At 39.5% G+C, this 23,364-nt stretch carries 20 protein-coding genes and 1 riboswitch; of the genes, 15 read left to right on the plus strand and 5 right to left on the minus strand.

The features are described from left to right. Nucleotides 1-429: 429 nt before the first annotated feature. A complete protein-coding gene (locus HNQ80_RS22440; protein WP_184312922.1) occupies nucleotides 430-2,565 on the minus strand; it encodes an ATP-dependent helicase in 2,136 nt (711 codons plus the stop codon). Between the two features lie 160 nt (nucleotides 2,566-2,725). On the opposite strand from HNQ80_RS22440, the gene HNQ80_RS22445 reads away from it, so the two are divergent. Next, nucleotides 2,726-3,013 carry a hypothetical protein gene (locus tag HNQ80_RS22445; RefSeq protein ID WP_184312923.1) on the plus strand — a complete coding sequence of 96 codons (288 nt, stop codon included), beginning with the start codon at nucleotides 2,726-2,728 and terminating at the stop codon, nucleotides 3,011-3,013. Nucleotides 3,014-3,024: 11 nt separating this feature from the next. Here HNQ80_RS22445 and HNQ80_RS22450 read toward each other — a convergent pair whose 3' ends face one another. Next, entirely contained in the window at nucleotides 3,025-3,510 is a 486-nt protein-coding gene (locus tag HNQ80_RS22450) for a zinc ribbon domain-containing protein (RefSeq protein ID WP_184312924.1), read from the minus strand. 255 nt (nucleotides 3,511-3,765) lie between these two features. Beyond that, nucleotides 3,766-5,169 (minus strand): Na+/H+ antiporter NhaC, encoded by a 1,404-nt coding sequence (nhaC, locus tag HNQ80_RS22455; protein ID WP_184312925.1) that lies wholly within the window; start codon nucleotides 5,167-5,169, stop codon nucleotides 3,766-3,768. A 348-nt stretch (nucleotides 5,170-5,517) separates the two neighbouring features. Next, nucleotides 5,518-5,708, plus strand: a riboswitch (Lysine riboswitch). A gap of 344 nt (nucleotides 5,709-6,052) precedes the next feature. Here nhaC and lysA point away from each other — a divergent pair. The 4 genes from lysA to HNQ80_RS22475 all read left to right on the plus strand — a co-directional run bounded on the left by lysA (nucleotide 6,053) and on the right by HNQ80_RS22475 (nucleotide 9,492). Beyond that, nucleotides 6,053-7,354 (plus strand): diaminopimelate decarboxylase, encoded by a 1,302-nt coding sequence (lysA, locus tag HNQ80_RS22460; RefSeq protein WP_184312926.1) that lies wholly within the window; start codon nucleotides 6,053-6,055, stop codon nucleotides 7,352-7,354. 12 nt (nucleotides 7,355-7,366) lie between these two features. Beyond that, nucleotides 7,367-8,572, plus strand: a complete 1,206-nt coding sequence (locus tag HNQ80_RS22465) for an aspartate kinase (protein ID WP_184312927.1) — start codon at nucleotides 7,367-7,369, stop codon at nucleotides 8,570-8,572. Nucleotides 8,573-8,875: 303 nt separating this feature from the next. Continuing rightward, nucleotides 8,876-9,136 (plus strand): DUF1653 domain-containing protein, encoded by a 261-nt coding sequence (locus tag HNQ80_RS22470; RefSeq protein ID WP_184312928.1) that lies wholly within the window; start codon nucleotides 8,876-8,878, stop codon nucleotides 9,134-9,136. A gap of 29 nt (nucleotides 9,137-9,165) precedes the next feature. Beyond that, nucleotides 9,166-9,492, plus strand: coding sequence for a hypothetical protein (locus HNQ80_RS22475; RefSeq protein ID WP_184312929.1), 327 nt, complete (start codon nucleotides 9,166-9,168; stop codon nucleotides 9,490-9,492). A gap of 27 nt (nucleotides 9,493-9,519) precedes the next feature. Here the strand turns inward: HNQ80_RS22475 and HNQ80_RS22480 are convergent, their stop codons facing one another. Further along, nucleotides 9,520-10,023, minus strand: a complete 504-nt coding sequence (locus HNQ80_RS22480; protein WP_184312930.1) for a peroxiredoxin — start codon at nucleotides 10,021-10,023, stop codon at nucleotides 9,520-9,522. Between the two features lie 221 nt (nucleotides 10,024-10,244). Between HNQ80_RS22480 and HNQ80_RS22485 the strand changes: the two genes are divergently transcribed. The 4 genes from HNQ80_RS22485 (at nucleotide 10,245) to HNQ80_RS22500 (ending at nucleotide 14,657) form a co-directional block, all read left to right on the plus strand. Further along, a complete protein-coding gene (locus HNQ80_RS22485) occupies nucleotides 10,245-11,024 on the plus strand; it encodes a short-chain-enoyl-CoA hydratase (RefSeq protein WP_184312931.1) in 780 nt (259 codons plus the stop codon). Nucleotides 11,025-11,074: 50 nt separating this feature from the next. Next, complete coding sequence (locus tag HNQ80_RS22490) at nucleotides 11,075-11,920, plus strand: 3-hydroxybutyryl-CoA dehydrogenase (RefSeq protein WP_184312932.1); 846 nt, start codon at nucleotides 11,075-11,077, stop codon at nucleotides 11,918-11,920. 390 nt (nucleotides 11,921-12,310) lie between these two features. Further along, on the plus strand, nucleotides 12,311-13,264 hold the full coding sequence (locus HNQ80_RS22495) for an LCP family protein (protein ID WP_184312933.1): 954 nt from the start codon (nucleotides 12,311-12,313) through the stop codon (nucleotides 13,262-13,264). Between the two features lie 247 nt (nucleotides 13,265-13,511). Beyond that, a complete protein-coding gene (locus HNQ80_RS22500) occupies nucleotides 13,512-14,657 on the plus strand; it encodes a hypothetical protein (RefSeq protein ID WP_184312934.1) in 1,146 nt (381 codons plus the stop codon). Between the two features lie 49 nt (nucleotides 14,658-14,706). Here the strand turns inward: HNQ80_RS22500 and murC are convergent, their stop codons facing one another. Next, a complete protein-coding gene (gene murC, locus HNQ80_RS22505) occupies nucleotides 14,707-16,107 on the minus strand; it encodes a UDP-N-acetylmuramate--L-alanine ligase (RefSeq protein ID WP_184312935.1) in 1,401 nt (466 codons plus the stop codon). Between the two features lie 334 nt (nucleotides 16,108-16,441). On the opposite strand from murC, the gene purR reads away from it, so the two are divergent. From purR to pth, 6 genes are all read left to right on the plus strand, one after another. Then, nucleotides 16,442-17,257: a pur operon repressor gene (purR, locus tag HNQ80_RS22510; RefSeq protein ID WP_184312936.1), complete on the plus strand. Its 816-nt coding sequence runs from the start codon at nucleotides 16,442-16,444 to the stop codon at nucleotides 17,255-17,257. A gap of 130 nt (nucleotides 17,258-17,387) precedes the next feature. After that, nucleotides 17,388-17,660, plus strand: coding sequence for a septation regulator SpoVG (spoVG, locus tag HNQ80_RS22515; RefSeq protein ID WP_184312937.1), 273 nt, complete (start codon nucleotides 17,388-17,390; stop codon nucleotides 17,658-17,660). A 250-nt stretch (nucleotides 17,661-17,910) separates the two neighbouring features. Next, complete coding sequence (gene glmU, locus HNQ80_RS22520; protein ID WP_184312938.1) at nucleotides 17,911-19,284, plus strand: bifunctional UDP-N-acetylglucosamine diphosphorylase/glucosamine-1-phosphate N-acetyltransferase GlmU; 1,374 nt, start codon at nucleotides 17,911-17,913, stop codon at nucleotides 19,282-19,284. A gap of 22 nt (nucleotides 19,285-19,306) precedes the next feature. Next, entirely contained in the window at nucleotides 19,307-20,254 is a 948-nt protein-coding gene (locus HNQ80_RS22525) for a ribose-phosphate diphosphokinase (protein ID WP_184312939.1), read from the plus strand. Between the two features lie 336 nt (nucleotides 20,255-20,590). After that, the gene (locus HNQ80_RS22530) at nucleotides 20,591-22,588 is read left to right on the plus strand and encodes a methyl-accepting chemotaxis protein (protein WP_184312940.1); all 1,998 of its coding nucleotides are present in this window, start codon (nucleotides 20,591-20,593) and stop codon (nucleotides 22,586-22,588) included. A gap of 138 nt (nucleotides 22,589-22,726) precedes the next feature. Further along, nucleotides 22,727-23,284 carry an aminoacyl-tRNA hydrolase gene (gene pth / locus HNQ80_RS22535; protein ID WP_184312941.1) on the plus strand — a complete coding sequence of 186 codons (558 nt, stop codon included), beginning with the start codon at nucleotides 22,727-22,729 and terminating at the stop codon, nucleotides 23,282-23,284. Nucleotides 23,285-23,364 lie beyond the last annotated feature (80 nt).

The raw sequence follows: 23,364 nt of genomic DNA on the forward strand, positions 1-23,364 counted from the left end.
ATTCAAACAGTGATTATACAACCTAGCGTGTTACTCAGGTATACGGAAAACCGGTCCCAACCAGCCAACTCATAGATCTTCACTGAATGGAGTAATTGTCTACGTTACAGGTATAGAAGCCTTAATAGGCTTCGCCTTAGGGGCGCCACATTTATCCTCTTATTCAGTTATAGAATACAAAATAACCTGGCTACGGTCTAGACTGGAATTTAGTATTAAGTTTTAAATGACGAACGCTAACCGGATATAGGCATCGAATGTTCAAACTACAAACTCAATAATAAAAAAAAAGCTGTAGCTTTATGCTACAACTATATAGTACTAGGGGCGCCCACTGGGCGTCAAAGATAAGCAATTGAAAAAGAAAATCAATGTACGGAAAACATTTAATAAGCCATCTCCTATTTATGGAGATGGCTTGTATTTCTTTTAGGCGGGAAATAGGATCTGTTTTTCAAGACATAGTTTGAGGGATAGGTCTCTGCTCCCTACTGAATCAAAGCAGACGGTCAGGATATCGCTGCGAAGCTCTTGGACTTCCCCGATACCAAACTTAGGATGGATTACTTTTGAACCGATGGAAAAAGGATGATTGGGTGTATCCATCGTTTTGAGAGACGGTGCTAAGTTCTGATCTAGAAAAATTCGATGAAGATGCAGCTTTTCAGCACAGCTGCTCACCTCTTCTACAAAGCGGGAGACCTTCATCAGTTCACCATTTTTCAGTTTTACGATCAATAACCCTAGGCTTTTTTTTGCTCTCGTCATACCCACATAGAATAATCTGCGCTCTTCCTCTAATATTGAAAGGTCTCCTTTACGAGCCAGCTCAATGCTAGACTTTGTGGGAAAATGCTGTTCGAAGAGGTCAATCATAAGGACGCGGTCAAATTCTAATCCCTTGGCAGAATGGATGGTAGATAGTATTACGGCATTTTCGTAGCGATTGTGCTGGGAAGCCTCCATGATTTTTTGCAGATCCTCAAAGCGATACAAAAACTCTTGGATGGAATCAGTCCCTCTAGCCATGATCTTTAATTGGGATAGAATCAGATCGATGCCATCCAAGGAGCCATTCTTATAGTGAGATTCCAGATAAGCTCTATAGTTCAAGGAATACTCGATGAAACCCAGTGCATCCTTAGGCGGTAGGGCAGCCAACTCTGTAAAGCTAAGGCAGATGCGATGGATATTATCGCGCTGATAACTCCGAAACTCTGGGAAGTTTAATAAACGATCGAAAACAGAGATATAATGGGACATCTTACTATATTGGATAGCCGTTTTGGGGATATAACCATTCATCTTATAATAAATTCGCTCAAGGCTTTCAAAATCACTGAAATCTAGAGATAGCCTCAGAAATGAAAGTATGTCCTGAACAACCCAATGACGAAAAAATAAATTCTTGCTGTCCCGAATATAAAAGGGGATTCCATGGCGATCCAGTTTATCCGCTAAAGTAATGGCGGACAAATTATTACGATAAAGGATGGCTACATTGGATAGATCATCATGGCCGGACAATTGATCGATTAAATAATTTAATTGATCCTGTTCATCCCTTAAAGCAATAATTTGCATACCTCTCTGATTTTCATGATGAGAAAATAGTTTCTTTGGATATCTCGTTTGGTTGGTCTGGATAAAAGCATCACTGATTTCTACGATATCTTTAGGACAACGATAGTTTTGCTCCATGAAAAAGGATATCGCCCCTGGATAGGTGTCCTGAAAGCGAAGAAGCATTTCAGGATAGGCACCACGAAATCCATAGATGGATTGATCATCATCGGCTACCATAAACAAATTACACGTGGATCCAGCCAGAAGCCGAATGATTTCATGCTGAACTTTAGAAGTGTCTTGGGCTTCATCTACCTGGATATAGGGATATCGCTGGCGACAATATTGGAGTAGTGCGTCATCCTTCCTTAAAATCTCCAAGGCTATGCTTAACATATCATCAAAATCAAGAAAATAATGCCTTCTCTTATAGCTTTCATACTGTGTATAAATTTCAGGGAGATGATCAATGTCTCGATGTTCTTTACAGTAGGTTTCTAACGGAATCATGGCATTCTTGATATAGCTGATGGCGCTGATCAAATCTTCTAGCTGATCATCGGAAATATAACTGCCGCTGATTTGATAGTAGAGTTGCTTCAATAAGGTGGTTTTGTTTCGATGAACCTGTTCACCTTCGATTAAGGTATACTGAATCTGATGTTTTCTGCCATATTCACGGATGAGTTTATAGGCAAAGCCGTGAATGGTGGAGAAAGGAACTTTTCCGTGTACAGCAGGCCCGAATATACTGGCAAATCTTTTGGACATATCCTTTGCAGAGGCCTTGCTAAAGGTGATAGATAAAATCTGCTCAGGTCGTATTTTATGATAAAGAATCAAATAGGCTGTTCTACAAATGAGCATGGTAGTTTTACCCGCCCCTGGTACTGCTAAAACAATGGCAGGGCCATCTTTATGTAAAACGGCGGATTTTTGTTGTTCATTTAAGTTGATGTGAAATCTGTTTTGCAGAAAATGAAAAAAAGAATTTTGCAACGATGAAGCCTCCTTCTGAAAAGTACATAAAAAAGCATAGAATAAATCCAAGACTAGTATACCATATTTGCATATAATCTTGAAAACTCCTGCTTATGAAAAATGAATTATTTGTCTAAGCTATCATCATACGAGATTTTACTGAAGAAGGAGTTAAGACATGGAATTGAAGCACTATCGAGGGAAACTACGAAGATTTTATTTGTCTCATTTTGGGAAAGATTATGTGGAGAATCAATTAGAAAAAAGAGAGGGTAAGTGCAAAATGTGCGGCGGCTGCTGTCAACTGGGGTATCGATGTCCATTTTTAACAGGTGAAAATACATGTGGTGTTTATGTGGAGCATCATTGGGTGAGACCTGCCCAATGCGCCCTTTTTCCCATCGATCAGAGGGATATGAAGGAGATGGGAAACCCAGCATGTGGATACTATTTTGCTCAAAATTAAAAGCCTGAAGATTATTCTTCAGACTCTTCTATTGGAGCAGTTTCTAGATTTTCAAGCTCTGGAGATACAGGCTCCGCCACCTCTTCTGCCACCTCAGCGTCTTCAACAACTTCAGAGATGATAGGCGGGGGTGTAAGTTTATTACCGCATTGGGAGCAAAACTTGGCCTCCTCATCAAAGATGGCACCGCACTGGCTACACTTAACAATACCTTTTAATTGCTCAATCTTACTCTCATATTCTTTTATATTTTTCAAAGTGGCCTGAGCTTCGTAAAGAATAAGCAGCGCTGCTTCTGGCAAGATTTCTGGGTGATCATCGACCACATTGGGATGTATGATGGCCTTGCCAAGATGATAATACAATTCTTCTAGTTTCCCTTTTTCTTTCGAGAGTCCTACTTTCATCCTTGACATTTCAGACATTTCACTGGAGATTTCCTTAATTACCTTTGTGCTCTCCAGCATTCCTTGCTTTACCTTATCCAATAGATTCATGGCATGAACCTCCCTTTATAAGCTTTACTACATAGATATTGCAGGAAACCATAAAAAATACCTCTACGAGTGAAAAGTAGAGGTGTTTTATCGATATCTAGGAAATGATGGTCTTCGATTTCCTAGATATGGGGTGTGCAGAGGGGATTTTCCCCTTTGCCGTTTTCAGGAAGGTGCTCAGCCTGCTTTGCAGGCGTCGAAGGAAACCTAGGGTTTCCTAGCGAAAAAAAAGTTGCCTAACGGCAACTTTTTTGATTATGCAGTTTTTTGGCTTTGGTTTTGAGGAAGTTTCTCCATGGTGATACCAGTGAAACCATAGAAGATAGATACCAATGGGTTGATTAGGTTCAAGAATGCATATGGAAGATATGCGAATGGATGAACACCCAAAGTACTATACATGAAAGCACCACATGTATTCCAAGGAATCAATGGAGATGTAAGAGTACCAGCATCCTCTAGACAACGGGATAGGTTCTTAGGATGATATCCTCTCTTGTCCCAGATCGGCTTATACATTCTACCAGGCAATACGATGGATAGATATTGATCTCCTGCCACCAGGTTTGTAAAGATAGAAGTAGCGATTGTACAAACTACCAAAGAACCTGTGTTTTTTGCAAGAATAAGAATTTTTTCTGCGATAACTTCCAACATACCAGTTCTTTCCATTGTGCCACCAAAGGACATGGCAATAAGAATCAAAGAAATCGTCCACATCATACTGTCAAGACCACCACGAGTCAACAGTTCATCTACTGCAACGACACCAGTTGCTGATTCATAACCGTAGTGAGCAGCATTGATGATATCGGCCATATTGGAACCTTGGAAGATAGCTGCAAAGATACCACCTAATACAGTACCACCAATTAAGCCTGGAATTGCAGGAACCTTGAAAATAACCATAGCAATTACCAAAATAGGTGGAAGCAGTAACAATGGATTAATTGCGAATTGAGAGCTAAGTGTATCTAATAATGTATTAATTTCAGCGACATTTAGCTCTTGGCCAGCATACTTCATACCAAGAATGCCATAAAGGACTAAGGCAATCAATAAACTTGGTCCTGTTGTGAAAACCATGTGTTTGATATGATCGAACAGATTGGCGCCAGCCATGGCAGGCGCAAGGTTTGTTGTATCAGATAGTGGAGACATTTTGTCACCGAAATAGGCACCAGAAATGATGGCACCAGCCACGATTGGAAGTGGAATGTCAAGACCGCCACCAACGCCAAGAAGGGCAATACCCACTGTACCAGCCGTTGTCCAGGAACTTCCTGTGGCAAGGGATACAATGGCACAAATTAAACATGTAGCGACTAAGAATATTCCTGGCGATAAGATCTTTAAACCATAGAAAATCATTGTAGGCACAACACCTGATAATATCCAAGTACCGATGATTGCACCAATGATTGCAAGGATGAGTATGGCTTGCATAGACATTTTAATGGTATTGATGATTCCATCTTCAATATCGCTCCATTTATACCCCGCACGAATCGCAATGCAGGCTGCCACAACTGTAGCTGCTAAGATTGGCATATGTGGGTCGCCTTCCCACAGCATTAAGGTGCTCATTAATGCTGCAATCAAAAACAGAATAACGAGCATAGCTTCACCAAAACTAATTTTTCTTGGTGTTTTTTCCATAAATGAATCCGCCCCCCTATAAATAAGTTTTAAAAATTGAGAAAAATGAAATAGTACTTTAATAAGTATAGCATGAAAACGATACCACGTGCAACCTTGGATGAAATCTTTTAAATTATCCATGGTGAAAAATGGCGGAATATAGCGAAAGACGGTAAATGTAGCAAAAGGAATTGACAGAACCAATAATAATAATTTTCTAGAGCGTATAAATATGTATGATGACTAATAAATACTGACAATTGGATGACAGTGATTAAGACACGATGGAATCAATTTGGAAAAGGGTGTTGACACAGTCTGCACCCTATGTTAAGATACATAGAAATAAATAAATATACCTAAGAATTGTGTCTTAGAGGTTGCGATGAATAAAGAGTACCGCGAGGGAGATGAAGGGAATCCTAGAGCTCGTGGGAAAGGTATCATCGCCGAAGCCCATAGGTTTACCTAGACCTATGGTGCTGGGGCTATATTGAATAAATATAGCACTGTCGCTGATAGATAACCCAGTTTATCAGTGATGCGCTACTTCACAAGGGGTGAAAGTGTTATATTCTGCTGGATCAAGACAGTCAGGAGTATCTCTTTTACTCTTTGACTGTTTTTTTATTGTCTAAGAAAGTATAGATTTTGATTAGTATCAATCTTAAGTAAGAACAAGCAGTATCAGAATTTTAAAATACTTTACGATAAAAAATCAGGGGTGCAGGGGAAGTATTCCCATGCCGTAGTCAGAGGGGTGCTCAGGCTGCTTTGCAGCCGTCGAAGGGGAACTAGGTTCCCCTAGCGAGGGCATCGTTAGATGCACTTTTTGTTATATAAAAATAGGTGAGGAAACCCGGATATGGAAGGAAAGATTGGCTAAAGAGGAGGCAGAAATATGAGACTATTTGGAACCATGAAGATAAATGAGGTCGGCACATTGGAAGTAGGCGGCTGTAGCACAGTGGCATTGGCGGAGGAGTATGGCACCCCTTTGTATGTGATGGATGAAGCATTGATTAGAGAAAATTGCAGGAAATATAAGAATGCATTTGTAATGGAAGGTGTAGATACTCAGGTTATTTACGCATCTAAGGCGTTTTTGAATATGGCCATGTGTGCCTTAATCCGAGAAGAAGGTTTGGGATTAGATGTGGTTTCTGGAGGAGAACTATTCACTGCCATGAAAGCAGGCTTCCCCATGAACAGCGTTTATTTTCACGGGAACAATAAAACAGAGGATGAATTGGTGATGGCATTAGAATATGGAGTAGGTACGGTGATTGTAGATAATCCCCATGAGCTTCAGCTCCTGGATGATCTAGCAAAAGAAAAAAAACGTAAAATCAATATTTTATTTCGAGTAAATCCTGGAATAGAAGCCCATACCCATGCATTTATTCAAACGGCCCATCACGATTCGAAGTTTGGGGAATCTATATATGATCGTAAAATTTATGATATGCTTGCTTTTGCCTTGGCATCAGAATATTTGCAAATGCAAGGATTCCATTGTCATATCGGGTCTCAAATATTTGATGAAAAGTCTTTTTATGGAGCTGCTAAGGTCATGATTGCTTTCTTACAGCAAGTGAAAGAGGTGACGGGATATGAGACAGCGGTGCTCAATATTGGAGGAGGATTTGGAGTTTATTACGCCGATGGAGACGAACCAGTAGACGTAGAAGTATGTTTGCCAAACATGTTGGAAATGATCACAATGGATTGTATTGAAGCAGGGATACGAGTACCCAAGGTGATGATTGAACCTGGAAGAGCAATCGTAGGAAATGCGGGGTGTACCCTTTATAAAACTGGCGCTGTGAAAGACACCTATGGGGGAAAAAAGTATGTGTTTGTCAATGGCGGGATGACGGATAATCCTAGGACTGCTCTGTATGATGCAGTTTATGAAGCTGTCATAGCCAATAAAATGAAGGATACTGATAAAGAAAAGGTGACGGTTGCAGGGAAATGCTGTGAATCTGGTGATATTTTGATCCATCATATAGAATTGCCCAAGGTTCAGCGAGGAGATCTGCTATGCGTGGCAAGCACAGGTGCATATAACTACACCATGGCCAGTAATTACAACAGGATTCCAAAGCCAGCTGTGGTGTTGGTAAAGGATGGAAGGGCAAGATTAATCGTCAAAAGGGAAACCTATGACGATATCATAAGAAATGATTTAGCTTATTAGGAGGATGAGGAAATGGCGATTGTTGTACAAAAATATGGGGGAACATCAGTAGGTACCATTGAAAAAATTAGAAATGTAGCAAAACGTCTTGCTGCCAGAAGGGATCAAGGGGATGAAGTAGTGGTGGTAGTTTCTGCCATGGGGAAAACCACCGATATGTTGATCAACATGGCCAAGGAGTTGTCAGAGGCACCCAGTAGAAGGGAATTGGATATGCTGATGTCAACGGGAGAGCAGGTGTCTATTTCCTTATTATCGATCGCATTAAACGAAATGGGATATGAATCCATATCTCTCACAGGATTTCAAGCTGGTATCATGACAGAGGGTTTCCACACCAAAGCAAGGATTCAAGATATTGAAATCGATAGGGTAAAACAATATTTATCTGAAGGGAAAATTGTGGTTGTAGCAGGATTTCAAGGAATCAATGAGAATGGAGATATCACAACTTTAGGCAGGGGTGGCTCCGATACCACGGCAGTAGCCCTGGCTGCAAAGCTAGAATGTACTTGTGAAATTTATACAGATGTGGATGGTATTTATACCGTAGATCCAAGATTGTTTCCAACAGCAAGAAAGTTAGATGCCATTAGCTATGAAGAAATGTTAGAAATGGCAAGCTTAGGTGCAGGGGTCATGGAAACCAGATCTGTGGAAATAGGTCAAAAATATAATGTACCCATATATGTGGCCTTAAGCAGCGAGGATTGGCCAGGAACTTATATAAAGGAGTATGATGTGACGATGGAAAGCAAAGCGATTACAGGTTTATCAGTTAGTGATAAAGATTTAATGGTGACAATCAATCATGTGCCTTATGAGGTAAAAAATATATCCAATATTTTTCAATCTTTAGCCAAGATGGATGTAAATATTGATATGATCAGTCAGACAGCACCATCCCATGGATTGGTAAATGTATCCTTTACAGCACCGAAAAGTGATGAAGATATCATTCAGGGTATTATGGATCAGATTTTAAAAGAGTTCGCCGGTGCAGAGGTAGAGATCGAAAAGGATATTACGAAACTTTCTGTTGTGGGAATTGGAATGAGAAGTCAGTCTGGAGTGGCTGCGAAGATGTTTAAAATTTTTGCAGACAATGATATTGCCTTTAAGCAAGTTACTACTTCGGAAATCAGAATTTCCTATGTAATTGATACAACAGATAAGCAAAGAGCTATTGAAATTGTAGCCAGAGAGTTTAATTTATAATAAAGTAGAAATCCCAGCCCTAGGGCTGGGATTTCTACTTTATAGATTCGTGAATAGATTTTCTAAAGCCATTTTAAACTAATATTAGGATAAAGACAACCAAGACATAGGGCTAAGACAAATAGGACAGGTTCGCTCCAAAAATGAATTTTATTGGCCAAAATAACCACCTCCGCCATATTCTTATTCCAAGAATGGACAAATATGATACATTATATACAGAGGATATGAAATCTCAGCATAGATAAATCATAAAAGTGTAATATGTCAGAGATGATGGAACGTAAAGAAAGGTGGTTTCAAATGAAAGAACGCTATGAAAACCTTGAAAGTTTTGAAGTAAATAGGGCCTATAGACACTGGAAGGGAAAGCTGTATTACGTCCATGGGTTAGCTGTGCATACGGAAACGGACGAGATGATGGTCTATTATCAGACACTATATGGAGACCGTAGTTTTTATGTAAGACCTATTTCCCAGTTTACAGAAAAGGTACCACTAGATCGGGAGGCGGAGAATGTTACTGGTCAGTTGTATCGTTTTGAACCCTATGATTTTGAATAGTAAAAACATTTAAGGAGGTAGAAAGAAGCATGACATTGCTTAAGGATATAGGGATTTCTCTATTGAAAGGTGTAATTTTTGCTATTATATTTGCCATCATCGGCGCGGTTTTTTCCTTTGCGAAGTCTTGGCCTATGCTGAAGGGAGCATACATTTTCGTCCTTGTAGGAGGATGTATTACCATGATTATATCAGTAGCACTGCTTATCGGCACACCGCAGATGAGAAAGGATATGATCCGTGAAGGCGATCAACACAGAAACCCACGACGTGGTGCCGAGGGGATTGGGCCTGCGTTGATGGGAATGACGATGATCATTATTGGATTTTGGCTGGAGGCTATGATGCACAACTAAAAAACATAGCAGAGAAGATCTTCTCTGCTATGTTAATGTGGCCATGCCTTCTTCCCAGTTGGCTGGACAAGCCTTTCCCGTTTGAAGGGCTTTTAATACGCGGACGAACTCTTTTACATTTCTGCCCACGGAAAGGTTCTGTATAAGCTGATACTGAAGGTTTCCTTCAGGATCAATGATAAATACCCCTCTTAGCGCAATCCCACCTGCTTCATCGGCTAGTACATCATAGGTTTTAGATAAGGCTTTATCATAATCAGCAAGTAAAGGGAATTCTACTCCTCCAAGATGCTGCGCCCAAGCGTGATGGGTTGGTACACTATCTGTATTGGCACCCAATACTACGGTGTTTAACTGCTCAAAGTATTTGAGCGTTTTGTTAAACTCCGGTACTTCAGTGCCTCACACAGGTGTAAAGTCCAATGGATAAAAGAACAGGAGCACCCATTTCCCTTTATAATCGGATAATGAGATTTCTCCTTTTGTACTGGGTACAGAGAACGTCGGCGCAGGATGTCCGATTTTTATCATATTAACACCTCCTCTATTTCATTCATTTAGAGTGTTACCGATAGATAAAAGATATATGCACATGGATACAATAAAAAAGTCTTCTTTAAAAGCTTTACAAAAATTTAATCAAGTAGCATTTTGAAATTTTCAAAAAACTAGAAGGAATTTTTGTGCAAAAGTGGAAAGCTAAAAAGGTAGTATCTATATTTTTGATTTTTTAAATCGAGGTGGGATATGAAATGGAAAGAAAAACACTTAAAGTATTAAAGGAAGAAAGGGTGGCAGTCGTTCGCTTGAATCGGCCCGAAGCCTTAAATGCTTTAAACTCGGAAACTCTTATTGAACTGGACGATGTGATAGAAGAATTGGCAACAGATCCAGATGTAGATGTCATCGTTCTCACGGGAGAGGGAAAGGCCTTTGTAGCTGGAGCTGATATCGGAGAAATGAGAGGGCTTACAGCGGAAGAAGGAAGGAAATTTGGCATTTTGGGCCAGAAAATCTTTAGAAAGTTGGAATTGTTAGAAAAACCTACAATTGCAGCAATTAATGGTTTTGCCCTTGGCGGAGGGTGTGAGCTTGCCATGAGCTGCGACATCCGATTGGCCAGCGAGAAAGCAAAGTTCGGGCAGCCAGAGGTTGGATTAGGAATAACACCAGGTTTCTCTGGGACCCAGAGACTTGCTAGACTCATTGGGGTTAGTAAAGCAAAAGAATGGATCTTCACAGGAGATGTATACGATGCAAATGAAGCTGCAAGGGTAGGTCTTGTAAATAAGGTGGTACACCATGAAGCGTTGATGGAAGAGGCCTTGGAGATGTCTCGCAAAATTGCATCGAAAGCCCAGTTGGCCGTACGGTATGCAAAGATTGCCATCAATAGGGGGATAGAGGCTGATATAGATACTGGAGTGCAGATCGAAGCTGACTTATTCGGGCTATGCTTTGCAACCCAAGATCAAAAAGAGGGGATGACAGCATTCCTTGAAAAAAGAAAGCCTAGTTTCCAAGCCAAATAAGCAAGATATACAATAAATATAGATTGCATAGAAAAAAGGAGAGAACAAATATGAAAAAAGTTGGTGTAATTGGCGCAGGGACCATGGGGGCAGGAATTGCCCAAGTGTTAGCCCAAAGCGGATACGAAGTAGTTTTAAGGGATGTAAAAAGTGAGTTCATTGATAAAGGTCTTGGGGGTATTGCAAAAAACTTTGATCGAAACATTCAAAAGGGGAAAATGACGGAGGATGAGAAAGCTGCAATCCTTCAAAGAATTGAAGGAACAGTAGACATACAAACCTTGGCATCTTGTGATATTATTATAGAGGCAGCTACTGAGAATATGGAGTTAAAGAAGAAAATCTTTACAGAGCTTGATCAGGTATGCAAAGGAGATGCAATACTAGCAACCAACACTTCATCTCTTTCTATCACAGAAATTGCCTCAGCAACAAATCGCCCAGATCGGGTTATTGGTATGCATTTTTTTAATCCTGTACCTGTTATGAAGCTTATCGAAGTGATCAAAGGTTTAACAACCTCAGAGGATACAAAAAATCAAATCCTTGAATTATGTCAAAAAGTAGGAAAAACCCCTGTAGAGGTAGAAGAAGCACCGGGATTTGTGGTGAATAGAATTCTTGTGCCTATGATCAATGAGGCTATAGGGATATTGGCTGATGGTGTTGCAAAGGCAGAGGACATTGATGAAGCCATGAAGTTAGGTGCGAATCATCCGATTGGACCTTTGGCATTGGCAGATTTGATTGGCAATGATGTATGCCTGGCCATCATGGAGGTATTATACCATGAATTCAGTGATAGCAAGTATAGACCTCACCCATTGCTTAGAAAAATGGTAAGGGGAAATTTACTAGGTAGAAAAACAGGTAGAGGTTTCTATGTATATTCATAAGTAGATATTTACATTTTATATTGTTGTAAATGAGCATTTCTGGAATAGTGTATCGCAAAGCTACGTAGGTTAAGATTGTAGGGGCGATTCACCAATCGCCTGTAGACTATAGATTTCGGGCGATTCGTGAATCGCCCCTATAACTTTTGTTTAATCTGAACTGCGTTTTTTAAATATTGTCTTTTTCTCAAGCTGTTTAAAATCAATATGATTCTAAAACAAGGGCTAATTGTCTAAAACTTTTTTAGATAATTCTGGATTTAATGTAACATAAATTTAAAACCGATCATATGATGAATATGATAAAATAAAATGGTAACGGGTTTTACGTGAATGAATTGAAAGGTATGATGAAAAAGTGTCATAAAATCATCTTGAAAGGGGTCAACTATGAAAGCTTTTCTAAAAATATTTGCCATTACTTTTGTCAGCTTTGTACTAGCCATGGGAGCAGGACTATGGGGCTTTTCAAAATTTCATGAATCGTCTTCCGTGCAAACTGAGCTAGGGGAGGAAAATAATTCCAATGTTGACATCATTGACACTGTAGAAGCGCAAGAACCAGTGGTCGAGAAAAGCGAATTGGAAAAGCTAATAGAAGAAAGCAAACGCGTGAATGTACTCCTATTAGGGATGGAAGGACCAAGAACGGATACAATTGTTTTGGCAAGCTTTGATCCGGTAGCGAAAAAGGTGGATTTGATATCTATTCCAAGAGATACATATTACGCCCGTAAAGGGTATAATACAGCGGATAAGAAAAAACTGAATGCAGTGTATGGTGATACGGGTGCAGAAGGGACAATGGCAGCTGTCAGTGAATTGTTGGCAGGGATCCCAGTGCATCATTATGTGAAAGTAACCTATACGGGTGTGGAGAGAATCGTAGATTCTTTAGGCGGTGTAAAAATCAATGTTCCCTTTGATATGAAATATGATGATCCATATGATACACCTCCTCTTCATATCAATATTCCAAAAGGAACCCAAGTATTAAAAGGAAAAGATGCTGTACATTTTTTAAGATTTAGAAAAGATTATCCAGACGGAGATCTTGGAAGGATACGAGCACAACAAAAGTTTATGAAGGCGGCTATGGGAAAAGTATTTAGTTTTCGATTGCCTGTTGTAGCCAATACGGTTTTTAAGTATGTGAAGACGGACATGGCTTTATCTGAAATTTTAGTTTTGGCAGGAGATGCTGTGGGGATGAACCTAGAGAGTATTCAAACCCATGGACTTCCAGGGAAGGCAACTGAAAAAGGGGTATCTTATTTTCTTCATGATGGAGATGCAGCGAAGCAACTTGTAAGTGAAATATATAAAAACGAGATGAAAGAATAGAAGCGATGGTATCTCCATTGCTTCTTTTCCTGGACATGAAAATGTAAAATATTCCATTGCATTATTTTATCGTTGAGAAAAAGGGATAATTGAAACCGTGTTGAATATATAAGGTAAATGGAAATGCCATAATGAGAGCAAGTATTCTTTACAATTTTTTTTGTTTATATTTCTCATGTAAAATACACATAAATAATAAAAAGTGAGTTTTAACATGAGGATATTTGAATAATTGAGGTGAGTAGGAATGCGTAATCAAAGAAAACAGTTTTCTATTCTATGGATTTTTGTTGTTTTTTTAATGGTGCTTAGTGGAGGTATTACATATAAGTTGATTCTGAATAAACAAGTGTCCAATAAGGAAATAACTAATCTGCCACTAGAGACCAACGTTGCTGGAGGGAAGACTTCTAAGAATGTAAAGGAAATGGAAATCAACGAAATGCTTGAGGGTGCAAAGGATATTTTTGTAGAAAGCTATTATGGATCTGACGATATGATTGAACTAGGCATGGAAGAAGGGAAAGAAATCCTTGAGATGCTAAAGTCTTTAAAATTAGAAAGGACCAATCTTACCCAAGAAGATGAACAGTATGACTATATATTACATATAAAAAGCAATAATATGAAAATAAAAATAGGGAGCCCGTTTATTTTCATAGAAGATATGAACGGAAATTGGCTTGCACTCCAAGGACAAGAAAAGTATGTGGAAGAACTAAAAACATCCATTGAAGAAATATATATGGAAAAATATCATCAAAGTGATCTTTTTGCAAATCCAGAGGCAATTACAGTAACTGCTGAGGATGAGGGATATCGATGGGATGTAGAGCAAAAGGACTTAGAAGAATTCATGGATAGAATTTTTTTGAAGACTCCTATGAATGAGGGCGAGGCTACCTTTGTTTTGGCAGAATATCCTGATTATACGATTCAAATTAAAACCAGTCAGCAGATATATAATGTTCATTTAATCAATCGAGAAATATTGACTGTAGATTCTCAAAACCAATTTGCATATTATCAATATGATTCTAAATTATGGGATTTTATTGTTAAAAAGTATCCAGTACAATTGAAAGTAAAGGAATCAGACTTGAAAAGCCTACTGAAAGCAAAGAAGATTACAGTAGATGATAAAAAGAACGACTATGATTTAGAGGATGGGAGCTATTATCATAAAGCGATAGCCCGTACAATTCTACGAGCGAGACCCAAAGAAATAACAGATATGGATCAACAGCTACCCTGGGCCTTTATACTAACTTTTGAGATAGGTGGCAAAAACAAGGTGGTATATATATATAATGATTACATTGTCTTTGAAGGAAAGTATTACTATTCTCAGCGGATTGATGAGGCCATTCGAAGTACAGTAGGTGTCCATTAGATAATTCATCAGGATTTAATATGTGAAAAAACAGGTTAGAAATTAGCTTCTAACCTGTTTTTAATGTCATTGCATCCAGCAGCATTTCGCCTACTTTATAAATGTCTCCTGCCCCCATGGTTAATATCAAATCCCCAGGATGGGTGTGGAGCGAAAGATAATCCACAATATCGGAGAACCCACCGATATAAGACACATCATGATGATGCTCACCAATAGATTTGACGAGGTCCTGAGCATGAATTTCACCTGTATCTTTTTCCCGGGCTGCATAAATGTCGGCTACAATCACTTTGTCCGCACCAGTGAAGGAAACCGCAAAATCTTTTAATAGGGATTTCGTCCTTGTATAGGTATGGGATTGAAAGACACACCAGATTTTGTTATGGGGATAATTTGCAGCTGCCTGGAGTGTTGCTTGAATCTCAGTGGGATGATGGGCATAGTCGTCTACAATTGTCCTCTCGCCCACGACACCTAAGATATCGAATCTTCTATGAGTACCTCTAAAAAGACTAAGCCTTTCTTGTATTTTTTCAATGGAGGCTCCTAAGGTGTGGGTCGCAGCGATGGCTGCTAAAGCGTTACAAATATTATGATAGCCAGGTACATTTAATTGAAAATGTCCTAAAGGCTTGTTGTGAAAATACACGTCGAAAAAAGGAAAGCCTAAGTGGTTATAACCAATATTACGAGCCGTATAATCACCCTCTTCCTTTATACCGCAGGTAATGACGTTGCAGTCAAAATCAGATAATAGCGAGCGTATGTTGGGATCATCCTTGAAAACAACTAGATGTCCTTCCTTTGGAATCAAGCGGGCAAACTTCGTAAAGGCTTCTATAATATGGCTTAGATCTCTAAAATAGTCCAGATGGTCTGCTTCAATGTTCAAAATAACGCCTAAGGTAGGAAAAAACTTAAGAAAACTCTCTACGTATTCACAAGCCTCCGTAACAAGATAGTTACTCTCGCCGATTTTAATATTCCCACCGATTTCGTCCAACTCCCCGCCTACTAGAATGGTGGGTTGGAAGCCACTATGCTCCAGTATGAGAGAGACCATGGAAGTGGTTGTCGTTTTGCCATGAGTACCAGAAATGGCGATACTGTTTGAAAACTTCTTCATCAGCAACCCCAACATTTCAGCTCGGTCGATAACAGGAATACCCAGCTCTCTAGCCCTTTTAAGCTCAGGATTATCATTTTTTATCGCCGCAGTATAAACCACTAGATCGCAGGCTGGAATGTTGTCACTACTATGTCCAATATGTATGGTGACACCCTTGCTACAAAGCTTATCTGTAATTTTAGAAGCACGCATATCTGAACCTGAAATAGTATAGCCAAAATTCAGCAATAGCTCTGCAATAGCACTCATGCTAATTCCGCCAATGCCGATAAAGTGGATGTGCGTTATTCCTTGATCTGTTAAATCCAATTGAATCATAATCTCTCCTCCATTATGAAGTGAATAAAACATGATGATAAATTAAAGAAGAACAAAAGCATCTCTTTGGATTCTAAAACATAAACTACTTTTGTTTTTGGTATTATTGACAAAGTTTTAGGGAATCTATAGGTAAAAATGAAAAACTTTGAAAAGAATGCTAGTGAAATTATATCACACTATTATATTTTCATGCCAAGAAAAATATGCTTCCAGCATTTCCTTAAAATGGAAGTTAATTTTTGTCGTAAAGAAAAAGATATTGAATAATTTGCTTAAAGCGAATAAAATTATATACAATAACGTAAATATTCGGAATGGAGCGGAAAAATAGATGAAACTAAAAAGAAACGAAAGAATTGGTGCCTTGATAAAAATTTTATCTGATCACCCCAATGAAATTTTTACACTAAGTTTCTTTACCAACCAATTTCATGCAGCGAAATCAACAATTAGTGAAGATATTGTTGTGGCAAAAAAGCTTATGGAAGACCTACAGTTGGGGAAAATCGAAACCATTGCTGGTGCAGCGGGAGGCGTAAAATATGTACCCCTGGTCAGCAGACAAAATGGAAAGAGTTTTTTAGAAGAGTTAAGCAAAAAGCTTTCGGATCCAAGTAGGATTATTCCTGGGGCCTTTTTATACATGGCAGATATCATCTATAATCCGTCCCTTGTGAAAAAGATGGGTGAAATATTTGCCACTCAGTTTGCAGGAGAAGGGATTGACTATGTTGTAACGGTGGAGACCAAAGGAATTCCCATTGCTATGATGACGGCCCATGCCTTAAATGTGCCATTAATTATTTTGAGAAGGGACAGCAAGGTAACGGAAGGATCTACTGTAAGCATTAACTATGTGTCGGGCTCAACGGGCAAGATTCAGACGATGTCGGTTTCTAAGCGAGCCATAAAAAATGGTGCCAATGTAATCATTATTGATGATTTTATGAAAGCAGGCGGAACGGCCAAAGGCATGGTGGATATCATCAATGAATTTGAAGGTAATGTAAAGGGAATTGGCGTGATGATTGCCACGAAGGAGCCGAAAGAAAAACTGGTTCAGGATTATGTTCCTTTATTGGTGTTAGATAGGGTTGACCCGATTCAACAAGAAATATGTATTTTTCCAAATGAAAGACTCATTTAATGAAGAACGATTATATGCAAATAAATATCGTGTAAAATTGTAAATTTTCACATATTTTAGAAGGAAATTGGAGATTAGTGGAGAAATAGTAATGCATCTTGTGAGTTGGGACCGGGAAGGTGGTGAAAAAATGAAGGTTACTGATGTACGGATTCGAAAGATAAATGATGAAGGCAAGATGAAGGCAATAGTATCAGTAACTTTTGACAATGAATTCGTAGTACATGACATAAAAATTATCGAAGGACAGAACGGACTATTTATTGCCATGCCAAGTCGAAAGATGGGAGAAGGAGACTTTAGAGATATCGCCCACCCCATCAACTCTGAGATGAGAACGAGGCTTCAAGAAGCCATACTCTCTCAGTACGAACAGGTCAAAGATGTACAGGATGAAGAATAAGCAACCTTGTTTTGCATGGGCTTCATCCTGCCATGAATCGTATGTTATTCAAAACCTCCTTAGAGAAATTGTGCAAGTTTTTAGCAATTTCTCTAAGGAGGTTTTGACTTATAGAAAAATAACCAATTCCCTTTTTGTTTTTTTAAAAAAATGGTATACTAAAAAACGGGAAAAAGTTTACCAAGATATATGTATGGATCTATGTAATACTATAAATGAAAGAAAATCATGATAATAAGGAGTGGCGCAGATGGGTAAAATGACTGCTGTGATCTTAGCAGCAGGTGCAGGAACCAGAATGAAATCAAAGCTTCCCAAGGTAATTCACGAAGTATCAAGCAAACCTATGGTGGAGCATGTCATTGATGTTGCAGAAGAAAATGGTGTAGATCGTACCATTGTCGTTATTGGTCATGGAGGAGAACTGGTGGAGAAAGCCATTGACCATAGAAATGTACAATTTGTTTGGCAGAGAGAGCAATTAGGAACAGGACATGCGGTGATGCAGGCGGCCGATTATTTAGAGGATGAAGGTGATGTGCTGCTATTGTATGGAGATACACCATTAATACGAACGGAAACGATTCAAGAACTAATTCAATATCATAGACAAGGCAATTACGCTGCAACTGTATTGACAGCTCAATTTGAGGATCCGACAGGTTATGGAAGGATTGTAAGAGGTCAGAATGGTTTTGTAGAAAGGATTGTGGAGCAGAAGGACGCCTCCGAGGATGAGAAAAGGATTCAAGAGATCAATTCAGGGATGTATTGTTACAATGGAAAGCTATTAAAGGAAGCCTTAAAAAAGCTTACTAATGATAATGTACAGAAAGAGTATTATATAACCGATGTTGTAGAAATATTGAATCAGGAAGGTCATAGGGTAGGGGCCTATACAGTATCGGATAAGACTGAAATTGCAGGGGTTAACTCTAGAGTGCAGCTGGCAGAAGCTGAAGCAGTTATGCGAGAAAGAGTACTTAAAGAATTAATGGAGAATGGCGTAACGATGATTGATCCCCAACATGTTTATGTGGATAAAGGGGTTAAGGTTGGCAGGGATACAATCCTATATCCAGGTGTGATTTTAAAAGGAAAAACAGAGATTGGAGAAGGTTGTATCATTGGACACAATAGCCGAATTATAGACTCTGTGATAAGAAATGATGTGGAAATTCAGAGCTCTACCATTGTGGAGAGCTTTGTAGATGATGCTTGTCAAATCGGCCCGTATGCTTATTTAAGACCTAACAGCAGACTTGGACAGCATGTGAAAATTGGGGACTTCGTAGAAGTAAAGAATTCTACCATTGGTGATTACTCTAAGGCCTCTCATTTGGCTTATGTGGGAGACGGAGAAGTTGGTAAGCATGTAAATATCGGCTGTGGCGTTGTTTTTGTAAATTATGACGGAAAACAAAAACACAAGTCCATTGTGGAAGATCATGCCTTTGTGGGAAGTAACGTGAATTTGGTAGCACCTGTAACGGTACGAAAATACGGATATATTGCCACGGGTTCCACCATCACAAAAGAGGTTCCTGAAGGAGCTCTTTCGGTGGCAAGGGCGAAGCAAGAGAATAAATTAGGCTGGGTAGCGCGCAAAGGACTTATGAAATAAACGAAACTTGAGGAGGATACACATGAATATCAATGGACAAACGATAAAGGTTTTTGCTGGAAATGCTAGTAAAGATTTAGCGCTGAAAATATGTGAGGAATTGGGTGTAAAGCTGGGAGAAGCAGAGGTTGGTGCCTTTAGTGATGGAGAAATTGCAGTAAATATCAAGGAAACCGTTCGAGGTGCTGATGTATTTGTTGTACAGTCAACTTGTGCACCAGTGAATCGACATTTAATGGAATTGTTGATTATGATAGATGCCTTGAAAAGAGCTTCCGCAGGAAGAATTACAGCTGTAATACCATATTATGGATATGCGAGACAGGATAGAAAGGCAAAAGCAAGGGATCCAATCACTGCTAAGCTTGTAGCAGATATTATTACAGCGGCAGGTGCGGATCGGGTATTAACGATGGATTTACATGCTGCACAAATTCAAGGTTACTTCAATATTCCTGTAGATCATTTACTAGGGGTGCCGATTTTAGCAGAATATTTTAAGAAAATGGGTTTAGAGGATCTTGTTGTAGTATCTCCTGATCTAGGTAGTGTGACAAGAGCTAGAAATTTTGCTAATTTACTAGATGCGCCTATTGCCATCATCGATAAGAGAAGACCTCAAGCAAATGTGTCTGAGGTGATGAATATTATTGGAGAAATAGAAGGGAAAAATGTAATCCTTGTGGATGATATGGTAGATACAGCAGGTACCCTCACGCAAGGAGCTAAGGCTTTAAAGGATTTTGGTGCAAAAGAGGTATATGCATGTTGTACCCATCCTGTACTTTCTGGTCCAGCTCTGGAGCGCATCGAAGGTTCAGTGATTAAGGAGTTGGTAATATTAGATACCATTCCATTGTCAGAAGAGAAGAAATTGCAAAATATTGTAAGCTTGTCAGTAGCACCTGTTTTCGCTGAGGCGATTCGAAGAATTTATGAAAACTTGTCCGTAAGCAAGCTATTTGACTAGAAAAGATGGGGAAACCCATCTTTTTTTATAGTATAAGAAAAGATACTTTCTTATACTATAAAAAAAGCAGGGGTGCAGGGGAAGTATTCCCATGCCGGAGTCAGAGGGGTGCTCAGGCTGCTTTGCAGCCGTCGAAGGGGAACTAGGTTCCCCTAGCGAAGCACATGTAGTGTGCCTTTTTTATAGTATAAGAAAAGATACTTTTTGTTTTATTATTTTGCAATGGGAGCGAAAGCGTCTTGCATTATTTACATAATTTACATATAATTAAAAAGATAAAAAAAGTCGAAATATGTTATAGGTATTTTAATTTTGTCAGATTAAAGGAGGCTTGTTATGAAAAGAGGCATTCGATTTAAACTGATGATCAGTTTTATACTGCTCATTGCATTGCCTATGGGGTCACTAGGAATTACAGCGTTTTTCCAGTCTGTAGACTTAATGAGAGACAATCTCAAAAACAGCACGGAATCCTTAGTCAATGAAGTAGGCCATTCAACGGACTTATACCTTAGAGGACTTGAAGAGAACGTAAATTTACTAGCAGGAGATGCCAATGTAGAGCAGGTGTTATTCAATCCGGAATTGACGCAAGGAATGATGGCAGGCTTCGAGAATTTTGCGGAATCCCACCCTGATGTGCTCCATGTTTATATCGGTACAAAGGATAAGCAGATGCTCCTATATCCTAAGGCAGATTTGCCAGCAGATTTTGATCCGACGTCCAGGCCTTGGTATCAGGATGCTGTAAAGAAAAATGGATTGGTTTGGACAGATCCATATGTGGATACTGATACGAAGAAATTGGTTGTTACGGTAGCCAAACCAGTATATGATAGTACACATAACAATGAATTTGTTGGGGTTATGGCCTTAGATATCTCCCTCGAACAATTGTCTAACTTGATTAATGGTATTAAAATTGGCCAAAAGGGTTACGTTGTGCTTATCGATAAAAATGGTAATACGTTGACCCATCCAAATCCCGAAATGATCGGCAAGCCAATACCAGTTCCGGCAATTACTGATGCCATGGCGAAAGACAAGGCAGGCATCGTGGATTATGTGTTTGAAGAAAAGGGCGTCAAAGAAGAGAAATTTGGTGTCTTTACCACGATGGAGAAGGTTGGATGGAAGGTATTATCAACCATGTACATAAAAGAAATTGCCGTCCAGTATAACTCTCTATTAACAATTAGCTTAGTCATAGGTATCCTAGCTTTAGTAATAGCAACGGTAATCTCTTTGTTAATTGCCAATAGCATTGCAAAGCCTTTGGGCACATTGGCCAAGGATATGGAGAGGATGAAGGATGGAGATTTCACTGTTCGCTGTCAAGTGAAGGCTAAGGATGAAGTAGGTATGCTGGCCAATAGCTTTAATGTAATGGTGGAAGGACTGAAAAGCCTTGTAACCCAAGTAAGACAGGTATCCCTTGAAGTAACAGGTGCTGCGGAAACCTTGGCGGCAACTTCTGAAGAAACCAGTGCCTCTGCAGAGGAAGTATCTAGAACCGTGGAGGAAATCGCAAAAGGAGCCACCGAGCAGGCAGCAGAAGCAGAAAAAGGATCGATTTTGGTGTCTAATCTGGCAGAGAAGTTCGGAAAGCTAGCGGCAGGTACAGACGAGATGATGAAGGTATCCAGCCAAGTGATGGATGCCAATGTGAATGGTGTACAAGCTGTAGATGTGTTAAAGGAAAAAACCAAATTAAATAACCAGGCAACCCAGCGTATTGTAGAAGCGGTTACGGAGCTGGACAATGAGTCTCAATACATTGGAAATATACTTGATACCATCAGCAGCATTGCAGAACAGACGAACCTACTGGCGTTAAACGCAGCTATTGAGGCCGCACGGGCAGGGGATGCAGGTAGAGGGTTCGCTGTAGTAGCTGATGAGATCCGTAAGCTGGCAGAGCAATCTGGCAAATCGGCCGACGAAATCAAAGGAATTGTACTAAGCATACAAAATCATACCAAATCAACAGTAGGTATTATGGGAGAAGTAAAGGAAAGAAATAAAGAGCAAGGACAGGCCGTGGGCAATGTGAACAAGTCCTTTGAGGAAATATCCAAATCTATTGATGTAATTGGTGACAAAATTGAAGTGATTAACCAATATGCAGCTGAGATGAATCAGGACGGAGAAAATATCGTAGCTGCCATAGAAAATATTTCGGCTGTTTCAGAGGAAACTGCAGCTTCATCGGAAGAAGTAAGTGCTTCTATGCAACAGCAGACTTCCGCTGTGGAAGAGGTAGCAAGAGCTGCCGACAAGCTTAATGAGCTTGCTGCCCATTTAAGCAATGAGTTGAGTAAATTTAAGATATAATAAAATAGCCAGGACAACCTGGCTATTTTGCTGCACAAGGTTGAGGTTGGTAGATTTGCCAATTTACCTTTTTATTATGAATTCATCACAAGTGTGGTATAATAATGGGTGATTGTATATAGAGAAAGGGTGTAATTGATGTTTGTTATTGTTGGACTAGGAAACCCAGGGAAGCAATATGCTGGAACGAGGCATAATGTGGGTTTCGATGTCATAGATTATCTATCAGAAAAGCATAATATTCCTGTGAATAAAGTAAAATTCAAGGGGTTGATCGGAGAAGGATTTATCTCAAATAAAAAAGTTCTCTTGGTCAAGCCCCAAACCTATATGAACCTTAGTGGACATAGTGTATTGGAAATACAAAACTTTTATAAGCTAAACCCTGAGCAGCTCATCGTGATCTATGATGATATCGATGTGGATCTGGGAAAGCTGAGGATACGCAGTAAAGGAAGCGCAGGTACCCATAATGGTATGCGTTCCATTATTTACGAAATCCAAAGCGATCAATTTCCTAGGGTGCGGATAGGTATAGGGAAACCGCAGAAGGGTGATTTGTCAAACCATGTTCTGAGCAGATTTGGAAAGGAAGATCAAGAAGAGATGGCCATAACGATTGGAAATGCAGCGTCGGCTATAGAAACCGTGGTTACAGAAGGCGTGAATGCGGCGATGAACAAGTTTAATGGCTAAGTCAATAAGAAATTAGGATATGCCCAGGTTTGAAAAACCTGGGCTAATGGTGTTGTAGTGGATAGAGAGGTGAAGACAGA

Source organism: Anaerosolibacter carboniphilus (assembly GCF_014205875.1).
Taxonomy (GTDB): domain Bacteria; phylum Bacillota; class Clostridia; order Peptostreptococcales; family Thermotaleaceae; genus Anaerosolibacter; species Anaerosolibacter carboniphilus.

What these genes read in the sequence shown, in the direction of transcription:
- HNQ80_RS22445 (WP_184312923.1), top strand. Translation starts at nt 2,726, where the DNA reads ATGGAATTGAAGCACTATCGAGGGAAACTACGAAGATTTTATTTGTCT.
- HNQ80_RS22450 (WP_184312924.1), bottom strand. Translation starts at nt 3,510, where the DNA reads ATGAATCTATTGGATAAGGTAAAGCAAGGAATGCTGGAGAGCACAAAG.
- nhaC (WP_184312925.1), bottom strand. Translation starts at nt 5,169, where the DNA reads ATGGAAAAAACACCAAGAAAAATTAGTTTTGGTGAAGCTATGCTCGTT.
- lysA (WP_184312926.1), top strand. Translation starts at nt 6,053, where the DNA reads ATGAGACTATTTGGAACCATGAAGATAAATGAGGTCGGCACATTGGAA.
- HNQ80_RS22465 (WP_184312927.1), top strand. Translation starts at nt 7,367, where the DNA reads ATGGCGATTGTTGTACAAAAATATGGGGGAACATCAGTAGGTACCATT.
- HNQ80_RS22470 (WP_184312928.1), top strand. Translation starts at nt 8,876, where the DNA reads ATGAAAGAACGCTATGAAAACCTTGAAAGTTTTGAAGTAAATAGGGCC.
- HNQ80_RS22475 (WP_184312929.1), top strand. Translation starts at nt 9,166, where the DNA reads ATGACATTGCTTAAGGATATAGGGATTTCTCTATTGAAAGGTGTAATT.
- HNQ80_RS22485 (WP_184312931.1), top strand. Translation starts at nt 10,245, where the DNA reads ATGGAAAGAAAAACACTTAAAGTATTAAAGGAAGAAAGGGTGGCAGTC.
- HNQ80_RS22490 (WP_184312932.1), top strand. Translation starts at nt 11,075, where the DNA reads ATGAAAAAAGTTGGTGTAATTGGCGCAGGGACCATGGGGGCAGGAATT.
- HNQ80_RS22495 (WP_184312933.1), top strand. Translation starts at nt 12,311, where the DNA reads ATGAAAGCTTTTCTAAAAATATTTGCCATTACTTTTGTCAGCTTTGTA.
- HNQ80_RS22500 (WP_184312934.1), top strand. Translation starts at nt 13,512, where the DNA reads ATGCGTAATCAAAGAAAACAGTTTTCTATTCTATGGATTTTTGTTGTT.
- murC (WP_184312935.1), bottom strand. Translation starts at nt 16,107, where the DNA reads ATGATTCAATTGGATTTAACAGATCAAGGAATAACGCACATCCACTTT.
- purR (WP_184312936.1), top strand. Translation starts at nt 16,442, where the DNA reads ATGAAACTAAAAAGAAACGAAAGAATTGGTGCCTTGATAAAAATTTTA.
- spoVG (WP_184312937.1), top strand. Translation starts at nt 17,388, where the DNA reads ATGAAGGTTACTGATGTACGGATTCGAAAGATAAATGATGAAGGCAAG.
- glmU (WP_184312938.1), top strand. Translation starts at nt 17,911, where the DNA reads ATGGGTAAAATGACTGCTGTGATCTTAGCAGCAGGTGCAGGAACCAGA.
- HNQ80_RS22525 (WP_184312939.1), top strand. Translation starts at nt 19,307, where the DNA reads ATGAATATCAATGGACAAACGATAAAGGTTTTTGCTGGAAATGCTAGT.
- HNQ80_RS22530 (WP_184312940.1), top strand. Translation starts at nt 20,591, where the DNA reads ATGAAAAGAGGCATTCGATTTAAACTGATGATCAGTTTTATACTGCTC.
- pth (WP_184312941.1), top strand. Translation starts at nt 22,727, where the DNA reads ATGTTTGTTATTGTTGGACTAGGAAACCCAGGGAAGCAATATGCTGGA.